General features: G+C 73.0%; 11 protein-coding genes. 4 read left to right on the plus strand and 7 right to left on the minus strand.

What is annotated here, in order from left to right:
• Positions 1-50: 50 nt before the first annotated feature.
• Positions 51-1,229 carry an ABC transporter substrate-binding protein gene (locus ACG83_RS04400; RefSeq protein ID WP_235497741.1) on the plus strand — a complete coding sequence of 393 codons (1,179 nt, stop codon included), beginning with the start codon at positions 51-53 and terminating at the stop codon, positions 1,227-1,229.
• A 7-nt stretch (positions 1,230-1,236) separates the two neighbouring features.
• Here the strand turns inward: ACG83_RS04400 and ACG83_RS45225 are convergent, their stop codons facing one another.
• Positions 1,237-1,398 carry a hypothetical protein gene (locus tag ACG83_RS45225; RefSeq protein WP_161934721.1) on the minus strand — a complete coding sequence of 54 codons (162 nt, stop codon included), beginning with the start codon at positions 1,396-1,398 and terminating at the stop codon, positions 1,237-1,239.
• 18 nt (positions 1,399-1,416) lie between these two features.
• Between ACG83_RS45225 and ACG83_RS04405 the strand changes: the two genes are divergently transcribed.
• Together ACG83_RS04405 and ACG83_RS04410 are read left to right on the plus strand one after the other, a co-directional pair.
• Positions 1,417-4,368, plus strand: coding sequence for an ATP-binding cassette domain-containing protein (locus ACG83_RS04405; protein ID WP_083473013.1), 2,952 nt, complete (start codon positions 1,417-1,419; stop codon positions 4,366-4,368).
• Between the two features lie 6 nt (positions 4,369-4,374).
• Positions 4,375-5,070 (plus strand): ABC transporter ATP-binding protein, encoded by a 696-nt coding sequence (locus ACG83_RS04410; protein WP_054564828.1) that lies wholly within the window; start codon positions 4,375-4,377, stop codon positions 5,068-5,070.
• Positions 5,071-5,112: 42 nt separating this feature from the next.
• Here ACG83_RS04410 and ACG83_RS04415 read toward each other — a convergent pair whose 3' ends face one another.
• The 4 genes from ACG83_RS04415 to ACG83_RS04430 form a co-directional block, all read right to left on the minus strand.
• Positions 5,113-5,970, minus strand: a complete 858-nt coding sequence (locus tag ACG83_RS04415) for an ABC transporter permease (protein WP_054564829.1) — start codon at positions 5,968-5,970, stop codon at positions 5,113-5,115.
• A gap of 122 nt (positions 5,971-6,092) precedes the next feature.
• On the minus strand, positions 6,093-7,139 hold the full coding sequence (locus ACG83_RS04420) for an ABC transporter ATP-binding protein (protein WP_054564830.1): 1,047 nt from the start codon (positions 7,137-7,139) through the stop codon (positions 6,093-6,095).
• Entirely contained in the window at positions 7,136-8,332 is a 1,197-nt protein-coding gene (locus ACG83_RS04425) for a DUF4367 domain-containing protein (RefSeq protein ID WP_054564831.1), read from the minus strand. The genes ACG83_RS04420 and ACG83_RS04425 overlap by 4 nt, the downstream gene beginning before the upstream one ends.
• Positions 8,316-8,990: a sigma-70 family RNA polymerase sigma factor gene (locus ACG83_RS04430; protein ID WP_235497627.1), complete on the minus strand. Its 675-nt coding sequence runs from the start codon at positions 8,988-8,990 to the stop codon at positions 8,316-8,318. Before ACG83_RS04430 ends, ACG83_RS04425 begins: the two co-directional genes overlap by 17 nt.
• A gap of 175 nt (positions 8,991-9,165) precedes the next feature.
• On the opposite strand from ACG83_RS04430, the gene ACG83_RS04435 reads away from it, so the two are divergent.
• Complete coding sequence (locus ACG83_RS04435) at positions 9,166-9,993, plus strand: TIGR03620 family F420-dependent LLM class oxidoreductase (RefSeq protein WP_054564832.1); 828 nt, start codon at positions 9,166-9,168, stop codon at positions 9,991-9,993.
• Between the two features lie 23 nt (positions 9,994-10,016).
• Here ACG83_RS04435 and ACG83_RS04440 read toward each other — a convergent pair whose 3' ends face one another.
• Positions 10,017-13,058, minus strand: coding sequence for a penicillin-binding transpeptidase domain-containing protein (locus ACG83_RS04440; protein WP_054564833.1), 3,042 nt, complete (start codon positions 13,056-13,058; stop codon positions 10,017-10,019).
• A complete protein-coding gene (locus tag ACG83_RS04445) occupies positions 13,055-15,502 on the minus strand; it encodes a hypothetical protein (protein ID WP_054564834.1) in 2,448 nt (815 codons plus the stop codon). The genes ACG83_RS04440 and ACG83_RS04445 overlap by 4 nt, the downstream gene beginning before the upstream one ends.

Raw genomic sequence — 15,502 nt, forward strand, 5'->3', positions numbered from 1 at the left:
GAGAAATGCACTTACGCAGGCTCCTGATAGCCATGCTGGCATTCGTCGCCATGACGGTTGCGGCGTGTGGCGATTCAGGATCGAGCGACTCGGCCGACGCGAACAGCTCGGCAGCCGCTGGAACACCGGTCAACGTGGCGGTGATCTGCAGTTGTACAGGATCCTTCGCGCATAGCATCGGCCCCGCGAGCAAGGTCGCTGAGGCTTGGTCGAAGTCGGTGAACGCCGCCGGCGGCATCAACGGGCACCCGGTCAAGCTCAAACTGTACGACGACGCCGGAAACCCCGGAAACTCCGTCACCAAGGCAAAGGCGGCGATCTCCGACAAGGTCGACGTCATCATCAACCTCACCACGCTCGTCTCGACCTGGATCAAGGCTGCGGACGACGCCGGCATCCCGGTTGTCGGCGGTGACTTCTTCAACGCGGTGTTCAGCAAGGACCCGAACGCCTACCCCTCCGGGCAGACGACCAACGCCCTGCCGTACGCGATCATCTCGACCGCGAAGCTCGCGAAGGCGACCAACCTCGGCATCCTGTACTGCGCCGAGTCACCCAGCTGCGCGGACACCGTCAGTCTGATGAAGGGCGTCGGCGAGGAGCTGGGACTCCCGGTCATCCACAGCGCGTCCATTTCGGCGACCGCCGCCAACTACACATCCCAGTGTGTCGCGGCCAAGCAGGCCGGCGTCACCGCACTGTATGTGAGCCATTCCGCGTCGGTGCTGGAGAAGGTCGCCGGCGACTGCGCCCGCCAGGACTTCCACCCGACCCTCATCGAGGCCGGAACGGGTTTCACGATGCGGCTCGTCGACAACGCCGTGACGAAGAACAACCTCTGGATCGCCTTCCCCATTCTTCCGTTCTTCGTGGACCAGCCGCAGGTCCAGAAGCTGAACGAGGCGGTCGACCGGTACTCCCCCGGCCTGCGGACCGACCCGCAGTCGTGGACGACCCTGGCCGCCCAGGTCTGGACCGGCGGGCTGCTCGTCGAGCGCGGCGTCGAGTCGTCCGGCGTCAGCGCCGGGCAGGACGTGTCGGCCGCGGCGATCACCAAGGGCCTCACCTCGTTGAAGGACGAGACGCTGGACGGCTGGGCGCCCCCGCTCACCTTCACCGCCGGCAAGGCGAACCAGGTCAACTGCTGGTACGTCGGACGGGTCCAGGACGGCAAGCCGGCACTGGTCAACGACGGAAAGCGCAGCTGCAAGGACGGCTCGACCTCGTAGCAGGCAGCTACGCAGGCCCGGCCAGCACCTGCCAGCACCTGCCAGCACCTGGCAGCGCTGCCAGCCCCGTCAGCACCAGCAGCCCCGTCAGCACCAGCCAGCGGGCGTGCCGGCCCGGTTCAGGACAGATCCGGGCCGGCACGCCCTCGTCGAACCGTCTGTTCGCCACCGGAGGCCGGATCTCACCGTGGACGACTTCCTTCCCTTCATCGTCGTCGGTCTCGCGACCGGCGCGGTCTACGGCCTGGCCGGAATCGGCCTGGTACTGACCTACAAGACGTCAGGAATCTTCAACTTCGGCTACGGTGCCGTCGCGGCGCTCGTCGCCTTCTGCTTCTATTTCCTGCGGGTCGACCACGGCCTGCCCTGGCCGGTGGCCGCCGCGATTTCCCTGCTCCTGTTCGCGCCGCTGCTCGGGCTGGCGCTCGAGCTGCTCGCCCGGTCGCTCGCGGGTGCCAGCGAAACCGTCAAGGTGGTCGCGACGGTCGGCCTGATCCTCATCGTCTCGAGTCTCGGGCTGCTGTGGCATGAGGCCACCCCGCCGGAGTTCCCGCATTTCCTGCCGCAGTCGACGATCCGGCTGGCCGGGGTGAACATCACCTGGGAAGAAATCATCCTCTTCGTACTGTCCGCGGCGGCCGCGGCCATTCTGTACCGCTTCTTCCAGGCGTTCCGGATCGGCATCGTCATGCGCGGCGTCGTCGACAACCACGAGCTCGTGTCCATGAGCGGCGACGATCCGGTCCTGGTCCGCCGCTGGGCCTGGCTCATCGGCAGCTTCTTCTCGGGTGTGGCGGGCCTGCTGCTGGCGCCGGGGCAGCTCGTCGACGGCGTCACCCTGACGACGGTCGTGTTCGCGGCGTTCGGGGCCGCAGCCATCGGCTACTTCACGAACCTGCCGCTGACCTTCGTCGGCGGTCTGGTGATGGGCGTCGCCAGCGCGCTGGTCGACAAGTACTCGGCGACGTCCACCTGGATCGGTGGGCTGGCACCCGCGCTGCCGTTCGTCGTCCTCTTCGTGGTCCTCATCGTGCTCCCGCGCCGCCTGCTCACGCAGCGGCGGCTCGTGGCGGCCGCGAGTGTCCGCCGCTCCTACCAGGCGCCGATCCGAGTGCGCCTGTCGGCGGGCGTGGTGGCGGTCGGCCTGCTCGCGGCGGTCCCCACGATCCAGGCGGGCTACGTCTCCGTGTGGTCGGCGGCGCTCATCAACATCATGCTCTTTCTTTCGCTGGGGCTCCTCGTCCGCCGATCCGGCCAGATCTCGCTGTGTCACCTGGCGTTCGCCGCCGTCGGCGCGGCGGCGTTCGGGCATTTCGCGAGCACGATGCCGTGGCTGCCGGCGCTGATCCTGGCGACACTGGTCGCAGTGCCGGTCGGCGCCCTCATCTCGATACCGGCCGTACGGGTGTCCGGAGTGTTCCTCGCGCTGGCCACGCTGGGTTTCGGCATCCTCGCGGAGCAGGTCTTCTACACCCGTGGCTTCATGTTCGGGCAGTCACCGCTGGGGCTGGAGGCGCCGCGCCCCGCGGTGTCGATCGCGGGCCTGGACCTCGCCGGCGACGAGGGTTTCTACTACCTGCTACTCGTGATCACGGTGCTCGTTGCCGTGGGCATCACCGCGATCGGCCACGGCCGGCTCGGCCGCCTGCTGGAGGCGCTGGCCGACTCGCCACTCGCGCTGGAGACGCACGGGACGACGTCGAGCGTGCTCAAGGTGATCGTCTTCTGCGTCGCCTCGGCGGTGGCCTCCCTGGCGGGGGCGCTCAACGCCATGCTCTTCTACTACGGCGTCGGCACCTACTATCCGTCCTTCAACTCACTGACCCTCGTCGTGCTGGTCGTGATCGTCACCGTCGGCGAGCCGTGGTACGCCATCGTCGCGGCGATCGGCTACAGCGTGCTGCCCGCCTACATCTCGGGGGACACGACCGGCGACATCCTCACCCTGCTCTTCGGGCTCGGCGCGGCCACCGCGGCGTACGGCACAAGAGGCGGCACCATGCCCGCGCCCGCGCGGCGCTTCCTCGACCACCTCGGCGGCCGGGCGCCGATTCCCGCCGCCCCGCTGGACATAGCCCCGACCACTACAGCACCCGAGCCAGCCGGTTCCGCTGAACCGCCAACGATTGAACCACCGGCAACAGCCGGGCCACCGGCAACAGCCGGGCCACCGGCAACAGCTGAGCCACCGGCAACAGCCGGGCCGGGGCTGGCGCTCGCACGGCAACGATCCGCTTCGTCCCGCCGCGAGCCCACCGGCAGGGACGGGCTGGTCGTCCGTGATCTGTCCGTGCGTTTCGGTGGGGTCCAGGCCGTGGCCGGCGTCAGCCTGCAGGCACCACCCGGCGCCATCACCGGCCTCATCGGCCCGAACGGCGCGGGCAAGACCACCACCTTCAACGCGTGCAGCGGGCTGAACCGCCCGAGCTCCGGGCAGATCCTCCTGCACGGTGTCGACGTCACCCGGGAGGGGCCGGCACGCCGGGCCCGGCGCGGGCTCGGCCGGACGTTCCAGCGGACCGAGCTGTTCAACAGCCTGAGCGTGCGGCGGAACGTGGGCATGGGCCGCGAGGCCTCCCTGGCCGGCGCGAACCCGTTCACCCACCTCATGGGATCGCGCCCGTCGAGCCGCCTGCTGTCCGAGGCGGTCGACGAGGCACTGGCACTCACGGGGACGACGCGGATCGCCGACGTCCAGGTCGGGCTGCTGCCCATCGGGCAGCGGCGGCTGGTGGAGCTCGCCCGAGCCCTCGCCGGCCCGTTCGACATGCTGCTGCTGGACGAGCCGTCCTCCGGGCTCGACGAACATGAGACCGAGCAGTTCGGCCAGGTTCTCCAGACGGTGGTGAGGGAGCGCGGCTGCGGCGTCCTGCTCGTCGAACACGACATGACCCTGGTCCGCAGCATCTGCGACCACGTCTATCTGCTCGATTTCGGCAAACTGATCTTCGAGGGGATTCCCAGCGAGATGGAGAGCTCCGACCGGGTACGCGCCGCCTATCTCGGCAGCGCGGCCCTCACCACGGCGGACGTACCCGAACCGGCCCCGGACGGATCCGAGCCGGCCAGACCCGAGCCGGCCGGGAACAGGCCTGAATCGGCCGCCGACCAGCGCCTGGCCCTCCCGGCACACGAGTAGCCGGCGATGCTGACTCTCCACGAGGTGACCGCCGGCTACGGCGACACGACAGTTCTGCGCGGCGTGAGCCTCACCGTCGGCGACGGTGAGGTCGTGGCGCTCCTCGGCCCGAACGGCGCCGGGAAGACCACACTCCTGCGCGCCGCCACGGGATTCCTGCGACCGCGGTCCGGCCGGGTCTCCCTCGACGGAAAGGACATGACCGCAGAGCCCGCGCACCGGTTTGCCCGGCGCGGGGTGTGCCATCTCCCGGAGGGGCGAGGAATCTTTCCCTCGCTCACCGTCCGGGAGAACATCACCATCCAGGCCCGTGGCCGCGATGCCGAGAAGGCGGTGGCCGAGGCCGTCGACCTCTTCCCCGCTCTCGGTACCCGGCTCCGGCAGGCCGCCGGCAGCCTCTCCGGCGGCGAGCAGCAGATGCTCGCGTTGTCCCGTGCCTACATCACCAGCCCCAGGCTCGTCGTCGTCGACGAGGCCTCACTCGGGCTCTCGCCGCGGGTGACGGACACGATCTACGAGCTGCTGGCTCGGCTGGCCGAGCGCGGCGTCTCGCTCGTCGTGGTCGAGCAGTACGTGCAGCGCGCGCTGGCACTGGCCCGAACTGTCTACATCCTCAACCACGGCGCGGTCATTCACGCCGGAAGGGCGAACGACATCACCGCGGACGACATCTACGAGAAGTACCTCGGTATCGGGCACTGACCCGGCGCCGGACGGAGCTGGGTGGTTCAGAAGCTGGGTCGTTCAGAGGTTGCGGCGCCGGAAGGAGGCCGCCGCGACGCTCCAGACCAGGACCACCCAGACCACCGCCCACGCCAGATAGGCGGCGGTCAGCGAATGCACGCTGAGGAACGGGAAGGCCTCGAACTCACCCGCGGCGAACCTGTGCAGCACCGACGGGTCCTGGAAGCCGTGCATCGCCCCGCGCCACAGTCCGTCGGTGGGCAGCAGGATCCGCGAGACGGTGCCGACCCGTTCCACGGCCTCGTTGTCGAGTGCCGCGCCCACGCCGCCGATCACCCCGGCGACCCAGGCCGACCCGAACAGCCCGATGGAGACCACGCCGGAGGCCATCGGCGACACCGCGGTCGACAGCAGGACGGCCAGGGTCAGCAGCACGATCGCCTGGGCGGCGAGCAGGGCCAGTGCCGTCGCCGGCTCCGGCGGCCAGTAGCCGGACGTCGCCAGCACGACCAGGCACTGCGCGACACCGGCGAGCACCACGTAGACGGTGCCGAACACGACCAGCCCGAGCCATTTTCCGAGGAGGAACGCCGAGCGCCGGATCGGCCGGGCGAGCATCGCCAGCGCGATGCCCGACTCCGTCTCACCGGCGAGGGTGGGCCCGGCGAGAAAGGCGGTGCCGAGGGCCGCGATCAGGCTGAAGCCGAACATCACCAGGTTGAGGATCTGGGAGCAGGCCATCAGCTTCTCGCCGGATGTGAGCCCGCCGTCGTCGGCCGCGGCGCCGAGCTGGGAGAACCCCCAGGCGCTGAGCGCCAGCAACAGGACGGTGAGCACCCCCAGCGCACGCATCACCTTGCGCCGCGACGCCTCCCGCAGGGTGAGCCCGGCGATGGTGAGCACCGTCCGGACCGGCATCAGCCGTTCCGGAGTCGTCCGGGGTGCCGTCCGCCCCGGCGTCGGCCGGGGCGGCGCCGGCTGTCTGGCCTGCGTCGCCGGCGTCGGCGTCGGCTGCGTGGCGGGCGTCGCCTGCTGCGCTGTCATCGCTTCCCCTCCGGCTGACCGGCGGTGCCGGTTCGCAGAATGCCGAGCAGGCGCTCTTCCAGGCTGATCCGCGCCGGCTCGACCGCGTGCACCCGCACGCCCAGGCCAACCAGCTCGGCGACCAGCCCGGGGACGACGTCCCCGGTGGCGCCGACGGTCCCGGTGGCGCCGACGGTCCCGGTGGCGCCGGTGGCCCCGGCCTCGTCGGGCGGCAGGGCCACGGTGTACCAGTCGCCGGACTGTTCGACCCGGCCGACGGCGGCGAGACGTCGCTGCGCCGCGGGTGGGACGTCGGTGAGCCGCAGCCGCAGCTCACGCTGGCCGAGGAGCTCCGCCAGGGTGCCGGCGGCCGCGACCCGGCCGTGGTCGAGGATCACGACCCGGTCGCAGACCCGTTCGACCTCGCCGATCAGATGCGAGTTCAGCAGCACCGCGACGCCCCGCGACCGCAGGTCCAGCACGATGTCACGGACGTCGGCGCGGCCCAGCGGGTCCAGCGCGCTGGTCGGTTCGTCCAGGATGACGAGCTCGGGGCGGGCGACCAGCGCGACCGCCAGCCCCAGCCGCTGCTGCATGCCCTTGGAGAAGCCGCCCACCCGGTCGTCGGTGCGCCCCGCGAGGCCGACCAGGCCGAGGCAGTCACGCCGCTCCCCGGCCGTGACGTCGGCGCCGGAGAGCCTGATGTGCAGGGCCATCACCTCGGACGCACTGAGCCACGGCTGGTATCGGAACAGCTCCGGCAGGTAGCCGACCCGGGCTCGCGCGGCCGGGTCGGTCGCCGGCCGCCCGAGCAGCAGCACCTCGCCGGCGTCCGGGCGGACCAGGCCGAGGAGCATTTTGATCACCGAGGTCTTGCCGGCACCGTTGGGGCCCAGCAGCCCGACCACCTGCCCGCGGCCGACCTCCAGGGAGACGTCCTCGACCGCGGTGCGGCGGCCGTACCGCTTGCGCAGGCCCGAGGCCCACACGGCGGACGACGGTCGCAGGTCCCCGACCAGTCGTGCTGCCGCGTCGAGCGCGGATCCTTCGGCGACTGTCGTCAACGCAGCTCCCTGGCGACGGTGAGGATCTCGTTCTCGGTCAGCGAGCCCGCGACGGCGCACACCACCCCGCCCTGCACCCAGACGACCGCGGTGAGGGCACCGTCGCGGCTGGTCAGCGCGGTGGCGGGAATGCCGTTGACCTTCACCTCCCGGGTGGTGGCCTCCTCGGTGGGCACCGGCAGCGGCAGGGTCGAGCCGTCGGCTGCGAAGGTGCGCAGCTGGGCCGCGACGTCGGCCGGCAGGCCGGGCAGCGACAGCATGTAGTCGCGGACCGTCTCGAACGGGACGCCGGTCGAGAAGGCCCGGGGCGCGACGGCACGGGCGACGACGAGGCCGGGTGCCCCGGAGCCGGAGGACCAGACCCGGGCCGCACCCGGGCCGGCGACCATCCGCACCCGGGTGCCGTCCAGACCCGGAGGTACCGGCGGCAGGGTCTCGCCCGCGTCGGCCGCAGCCTGGGCGGCGCGTTGCGCCGAGAAGGTGAACACCGCCTCGACCTGGTCGATCGTCTCGTAGACCGGTTCGCCGACGATGCCGCCCGGCAGTCTGGTCACGGCGGGCAGGTCGAGGCCGGTCCGCCTGGTGGCGGTGGCCGCGGAGTCCACGTCGCGCAGGTCGGGTTCGCTGACCATGTCGAGGTCACCGTAGGCGCCCAGGTTCGGCAGCGCGACGAGGTCCTCGGGGCCCAGGCCGATCACCGCGACCCGTTCCGTCTGGAAGATCTGCAGCCAGCCGTTCGCGGCGGCGGTGCCGGCGCCGGCGAGAACCGTGGCGGCGACCAGCGCGGCGACGGCCGGGCGACCCGCGAACCGCCGCCCGAACGACGGCCGACCGGTGCGCGGACGGGCGTGCGCGCGGCCACGCTCGCCGGCGGACGCCTTACGCCCCGTTCCCGCGGCGGGCATGGACGCGACCAGGCGCCGCCAGGCGGCATCGACGTCACCGGCGGCATGCTCGCCGGCTGCGTGCTCACCCGCGGCATGCTCACCGACGGCGTGCTCACCGACGGCGTGCTCGCCGCCCGCGGGAACGGCGAAGGACAGTGCGGCGTGGACGGCGTCGGCGTCGGCGCGCATGGTGGCCAGCACAGCCAGGCAGCGTGGGCAGGCCGCGGTGTGCTCGCGGTCGGCGTCGGTCACTCCGGCCGGCTCGTCGAGCAGGCGGCGCAGCACGCCGTCAGACGTGTGACCCATGGCGGTTCAGCTCCTTGCGTAGTGCCGACTCGGCGCGGCGCACCGTGGTGCCGATGCTGGTCGGGGAAAGATCGAGAGCGGCGGCGACGTCGGCGTAGCTCAGGCCGCTGTGACGCAGGACCAGCGCCACCGCCTGGGTGCGGGGAAGCTGGGCGAGGGCGGCGCGCACCCGGCGGTGCTCGTCCCGCCGGACCACGGCGTCGGCCACATCCGGCACGGTGGCGTGCTCGGCCGTGGCGGCGGCCTCCTCCCGCCCGGTGCGGCGACGACGCGAGCGGATGGTGTTCAGCGCGGTGTGGGCGGCGGCGACGCAGAGCCACCCGCGGGCCCGGGCGCCGGGAACCGAGCAGCCGCTGAACGACAGGAAGACCTCCTGGGCGACGTCCTCTGCCTGGTCCCGGTCGCCGAGCACGCGGGCGGCCACGCCGACGACCACCTGGTAGTCACGCCGGAACACCTCGTCGAGGTCAGGCCGCACCGCTGCCGCCTCGCCTGCCGCCGCGCCGCGCGCCGGACGGGATCGCGCCACCCGGGCGCCCCTGCCCCCGCCGGCGGCGATGCCCCCTTCGCCGCCCCGGCGAGCCGCGGTGACGGCAGCCGCCCCGGGGCCCGCCAGGACGGGGACACCCGCCGCCTGCCTGTGCCGAATCAGGTCCATACCCACACAGCACCGCACGGCGCGCGAATGTGACACGCAGCCGCGTCCTGGGACGACCGAAGGGCGATGCGGGAGCCACGGGCGATGCGGGAGGTGCCGGCGATGCGGGAGGTGCCGACCGCGATCGGATCCGGTGACGCGGAACACAGGCCGCCAGGGTGAGGTTGCGCTGTGCATGGTCACTCTCGGATCCCTTGGCATCGCCGCCGCCAGCCTGCCGACTGACGGGCCCGACGCCGAAGTCGCCTTCGCGCGCGAGGCGGAGGCGGCGGGCTACTCGACTCTGTGGCTGGCGGGAGGCCAGGGCAACAACCTGCCCGTCATCGACCGGGTCGTCCGCGGGTCGGAACGCATCCAGGTCGCCAGCGGCATTGTCCCCGTGGATGTGGTGCCGGCCGGCGAGGTGGCGCGGACCTACGCGGATCTGGAGGAGTCCTTCCCCGGCCGGTTCGTCGTCGGCCTCGGTGGCGCGCACGGTGCCAGGCCGCTGCACACGCTCGGCTCCTATCTCGACGTTCTCGACACCGAAAAGCCCGGGGTACCGGCGTCGGCCCGGATCCTCGCCGCGCTCGGCCCGAGGGTCCTGACGCTCGCCCGGGACCGTGCCGCCGGCGCCTATCCGTTCCTGGTCACCCCCGAATATGTCGCGCAGGCACGGGTGACGCTCGGGGCCGGCCCGGCGATCGCCGTCCTGCTCAGTGTCATCCCGGAGAAGGATCCGGCGACCGCGCGGGCCATCGCCGCCGACAGCATCAGGTTTCTCAGCACCGTGCCCGGCTATCGGCGCAGTTTCGGGCGCATGGGATTCACCGAGCCCGAGATCGCGGGTCTCGATGCGAGGCTTCTCGACGCGGTGACAGCATGGGGCGACCTCGACACCATCGTCGCTCGCATCCGCGAATACCAGGCCGCCAGCGCCGACCAGGTCGTTCTGCGGATCAGTACGGGCAGCCAGCCCGTCGGCGAGTGGCTGGGCAGGTTCGCCGACGCGCTCCTTCCCTGAGCACCTGATCCGGTGGTGCGGGCTCAGCAGCGGTCAGCCCGTTTCAGGGCGACCAGCGCGGTCCGCAGCGTCGTGGCGGCGGCCGGGGCCGCGTTCGCGCCTCCGGTGAGATGGCCACCGGCGGGTGCCTTCAGGTAGACCGCCACCACGACCTCCGGCTCCTCCGCCGGGGCGAACGCCACCGTCCAGGCGTTGGTGTCGGGGTTGGCCGAGGGCGGCCCGGTCTCCGGCGTTCCGGTCTTCGCGGCGACCTGGGCACAGGGGACGGCAGCCCCCTTCGCCGTGCCCGCGTTCACGGCCTCGACCATGCCGGTTCGGATCATCTCGGCGTTCTCCGGCGGGATCACCGGCCGTGGCGCGACCGCGGGCGCTTTCCAGAGCACGGTGGCATCCCGCTCGACCTGCTCGACGATGTGCGGTGGACGCAGCTGGCCTCCCGCGGCGACAGCCGCGGCGACCAGTGCCATCTGCAGCGGCGTCGCGTAGACGCAGGCCTGGCCGATCGCCAGGTGCTCCGGCAGGCAGCGCTCGCCGTCGGCGGTGCCGGACTCGACGGAGGACACGTCGACGGACAGGCCGTCCAGGTCGCACTGGTGCTTTCCGAGCGGCTCCAGCCCGAGGGCCCGGCAGGCGGACGCGGCACCGGACCTGTCCGCGGGCTGCCCGCCGGGCCCGGCGCCGGGCTTGTCGGCGTGCTGGCCTCCGGGCTTGTCGGCGGGCTGGCCGCTGGGCTTGTCGGCGGGGCCGGGGCCGGGCGTGCTGAACCCGAAGGCAGCCGCCGCCCGGGTGATGCCTTCCGGGCCGATGTCCTTGCCGACCATGGCGAAGGCGGTGTTGCAGGACTGGCGCAGCGCGTCCACCAGGGCCGGGATCCCGACCATGTCCCTGTCGGGGCAGATGCTTCCGCCGAAGTTCCGCAGCGAATGGCCGTCCGGCAGGGGCAGGCTGCTGTGCGGTGCCAGGTGGTAGGCGTTCAGCCTGGCCGGGTCGATGGCGGCGGCGGTGACGATCTTGAACACCGAGCCGGGCTGGCTGGCGTCCCCGGTGACGGTGGTCGCGAGGTCGTCGTCGGCGGCGATCGCCAGCACACCGCCGGTGCGTGGGTCCAGGGCGACGACGGCGCCGCGGGATCCCGGGGCGGCCTGCTTCGCCTCCGCCAGCGCGCGGACCGCCGCCTCCTGGATCTCGGCGTTGTACGACGTCCGCACGTCGGCGGGCTGGCATCGCTGCCCCAGCAGGCCGCGCGGGCCGGCCAGGCCCTCCTCCGGCCGAGTGCCGCATTCGAGCTGCAGCGCCCAGGTGTTCTCCAGCCCGGTGCCGTCGGTGTCCTTCCTGGACGGCCGGAAATCACCGATCGGCAGGCCCGTGGACGTCCCGTGGCGGGTGGCGTCGACGCCGGACCCCACCGTTGCGGCGAGGACCGTGCCGTCGGCGGAGAGGATCCGGCCCCGGTTGAACGTCGCCCGCTCGGTGCGGGCGATCCCGCGGCTGCGGTCGTGGTCGCCCAGCCAGGCGCCGGCGGTGACCAGCTGCGCGTTCAGCAGCGAGCCGGCGGTGACGATTGCCAGCAGCCCGGCGAGTGCCGGCGCCCGCCAGGTCAGCGGCGACCGACGCCCGGCCCTCGTCACGTGGCGGCCGGCCGCGCCGACTGCACCGCGAGCGGGAGCGACGGAACCGGGAACGGGGGCGGAAGTGGCGGAGGCGGAGGCGGCTGGCCTGGGGCCGGCGCAGCCCGCGGCCAGCCCCACGATGCCGAGCACCACCAGCATGGACGTCCCACCGGCCGAGAGCAGCGGGGTGGTGATGCCGGAGATCGGCAGCACCCTGGTCGTCGCCAGCGCCGGCCAGACGATGTTGGCCGCCAGCATGACGGAAAGCCCGACCAGCCAGGCCCGCAGCCAGGACTCCTCACCGGCCCGCCGGGCCAGCCGGAACAGCTGGATGAGCAGCAGCGCGTACAGGACACCGGTCAGCAGGGTGCCGACGAGGCCGAGCTCCTCACCGAGCACGGCGAGGATGAAGTCGTTCTGGCGCTCGGTGCCGATGCTGTCCACTCGGCCGAGGCCAGGCCCGGCGCCGAGCAGCCCGCCGCGGGCGTAGGCGAGCAGCGCCTTCCCGGGCTGTTGCAGCGCCCGGCCCGAGCCGTGTTCGCCCATGTAGAAGGGGTCTTTCCAGAGGGCGAACCGGTCGCCCAGCACACCGACGCCCAGCAGCATCGCGACCGCTGCCAGCACCGCGAAGGAGGCGGTCGCCGCCGCGGCGTAGCGCCAGCGGCCGGTGAGGTGGACGACCAGGCCGACGATGCCGATGAAGAGCACCACCGCCGGCCCGAGGTCGGAGAGCTTGACAAAGAGCGCGGTGGCCACCACGGCTGGTACCAGCGCGTACTCGATCAGCGCCCGGCCGGCCCCGGGGGGCCGGTAGGAGCCGAACAGGCGGGGGGCGTCCGGCGGCGCCTTCAGCCGGAACGCGATCCAGCCGAGCAGGCTGAACCGGAACACCTCGGTCGGCTGGACGTGCAGCGGGCCCAGCGTGAGGCCGATCTGGGCACCCCGCTCGATGGGTGCTCTCAGCGCCAACACCCCGGATACGACCACCAGGATGAGCAGCGCGTTGCCGGTGCGCCCGTTCCGTCTGATCCACCGGTTCCGCGCCGGGCCCTCCCGGCGCCGGTCGGTCTGCGCGAGCGACCGGCCCAGGTGGAACAGCCCGACGCCGACGGCGACGGCGACCAGGTAGGCGCCGAGCGAGATCCGGTCCCCGACACCGACCCGCATCCGCAGGACGAACCCGAGCGCCGTGAGCGCCTGGACGGTGACCACCAGCAGGCCGAGGGCCGGGTCGCCGACGCGGCGGGCGCCCCGGAGCAGCAGCACCGTGATCATGGTGTGGAGGGCGACGGTGGCCACGGCCCACATCGGGTCCACCATGGCCGGCCGGTGCCACCAGAGGGCGAAGACCAGCGCGGCGAAGAACAGGCCCGGCCACGCGGCGTGCGAGGGCGCGACCGGGTCCCGCGATCGACGTCCGCCCACCGTGCCGAAACCCGTGGCGGCGGTGCTCACGTGAGCAGCGGCAGGAAGATCGCGATGACGAGGACGGTCGCCCCGGCCATGCAGAGCCAGAAGATCAGCCAGCTTCTCCGGCGCTCGGCGTCCTCGGCGCGCATCTGGTCAAGTGGGTCGGGCGCCTGCGGGATTCGCCGCTGTTGGCCCGGTGCCCGCCTGCCCGCGAGGCCGCCGGCGGGCGGCGGGGCCGTAGCGGCCTTCCGGGCCGGGGGCGCGTGCACGGCGGGAGGCATCGGCCGGGACGGAGCGGCCGGCCGGATCGCCCGCGCCGACCGGGGCGGAGCGGGCCTGCGCGGCTGGCGTTGGCGGGGGGTGAGCGGGGGGTGGCCGAGCCGCGCCAGCCACTGGTCGACGACGAACGCGCTCAGCACCGGCTCGGCCGGCGGGGAGGACGCCGCGTCCCGCGCGACCGTCAGAAGCTCGGCGACCAGGCCCGGGGGGAGACCGTGCTGGAGGAGGCCGCGCAGCTCCTCGGCGAACTGCCAGCCGTTGTCGGTGCGTGGATCTTCGAGCTCCGGCCGGAACAGCAGGTCGACCATCAGCCGGCGTTCCACGACGGGCTCGGGCAGCAGCACGGACCCCGACAGCTGCGCGGACTCCGGCAGCAGCGCGGACTCCGGCAGCGCGGGCTCGGGCAGCTGCGCGGGCTCGGCCCACAGCGGGTCGAGCTTCGGGCCGACGAGGTGGCGGCGGATCTGCCCACGCGCCCTGGCGGGCTCGAGCACGCTGTCCGCGATGACTCGAGCGTCCCCGCCGTGCCCGAGCCGGTTGTTGAGCACATGCAGCGTGACGGCCAGCGTGGTCGCCAGGGTTGCGGCGTCCGTCCCGGTGGGAAGCTGTTCGGCGACGCGGCCGAGCGGCACGCCGGCCAGCACGAGCGCGAGCACAACCCCGAGCTCCCGCCGCTGCACCGGGTCGGGCAGGCCGGCCGGCGGGTGGTTCCCGGCCCATGGGCGGTCCCGGTCGGGGTGGCCGGCCTCGGCCCAGATCCTGATGGCGGTCTGCGCGGCGCGCAGCCGGCCGGCGGCGCCCGGCTCGCTCGCACCGATCTGCTCCCACCAGCGTTCCACGACGGTCCGCACCGCGGCCGGACCGAGGCCGCATTCGCTCACCGCGCGCTGGATCGCGCGCTCGACATTCCGGTCGAGGTCGCCCACGCCCGGGTCGGGGCCGTCACCGGCGCCGGCCGCGGAAGGCACGTCGTCCGACGCGGCGGCGAGGGACTCGTCGAGCACAGCCTCGACGAGTCGCTCACCGAGGATCGCCCACACGGGCTCGGCGGACGCCACCAGCACCGGGGCCGTCCCCATCCGCCAGCCGCTGCGCAGCCACCCGAAGCCGTCCGCGCGCAGGCGCCGTATCTCGTCACGCAGCAGCGCGGCGGTCTCCGGCCGCCCGATCTCGGCCGAGTCGCTTTCACCGCCGCGGCCCTGCAGCACCCGGCGCAGGGACCAGAGGTGACCGGAGGCCGCCATCGGCGCGCTCGCGGCGCGGACGACCCAGGGCGCCACGGCGGGCAGCGAGTCCGGAAGCGGATCGGCGAGCGCGCGGGCCACCCTGGTCATTCCGCCCGGCCCGTACTCCCGGTAGGCCTCCACCAGCTCGACGGCGACCTCCGCGGCGGCGCCGAAGTCCTCCGGCGGCAGCGCGGACCCGTATCGCACGCGCAGCCGGGTCTGCTCGAAGTCGGAGTGGCTCGTGCGGTCGAGAAAGATGTGCCGCAGCGGGGACCGGCGCTCCGCCGTCTCGGCGGTGGAGAACGACCAGTCGTGGCCGGGCAGTCCGCCCAGCAGGTCGTCGAGAACCTCGATGAGGCCGAACATCAGCGGGTCGACCCAGCCCGGGTATCCGACGGCGCTGACCTGGCCGGCCGGGTCGGCCAGCACTCCGGCCACCAGCTGGACCAGGGGTTCGTCCAGCTCGCGTGCGGCCACGCCGAGCCCGCGCAGCGACGTCTCGACGTCCGGGGTACGCAGTCCCGCCGCGGACGTCGGACGTCGCAGCCGGACGGCGTCGACCTGCCCTGCGGCCGGTCCGAGGCCGCCGTGCCACCCCGCGCCGAACCAGCGCGGCCAGGCCCGCAGGGCGAGCGCCAGGCGTGGCGGCAGGAGGTGCTCCGGGCCGACGAGGGCATGCGCGAGGACCGAGACGCGGCCCTGCGGGTCGAGCGCGGGGACCCTGCGGATGACCGCCGCCTCCCCCTCGGCCTCGTCCGGCCCGAAGCGCAGGTAGCACAGCGATCCGTCCGGTCCCTGCCCGGAGGCGGCGAGCACGGTGCTGAGCAGCCGCGTGTTCCAGGACGCGAGTCGCCGCAGGTCCTCCAGCGAGGTCAGCGCCGGCCCGACGCCCTCCTGGCCGAGGGGCGACTGCCGGCCCGGCACCCAGTGGTAGACGATCTGATGGATCGGGTGCGGGTCCGCGGCGCTGCCAGGGCTGGACAC

It is taken from the genome of Frankia sp. R43 (assembly GCF_001306465.1).
Classification (GTDB): domain Bacteria; phylum Actinomycetota; class Actinomycetes; order Frankiales; family Frankiaceae; genus Parafrankia; species Parafrankia irregularis.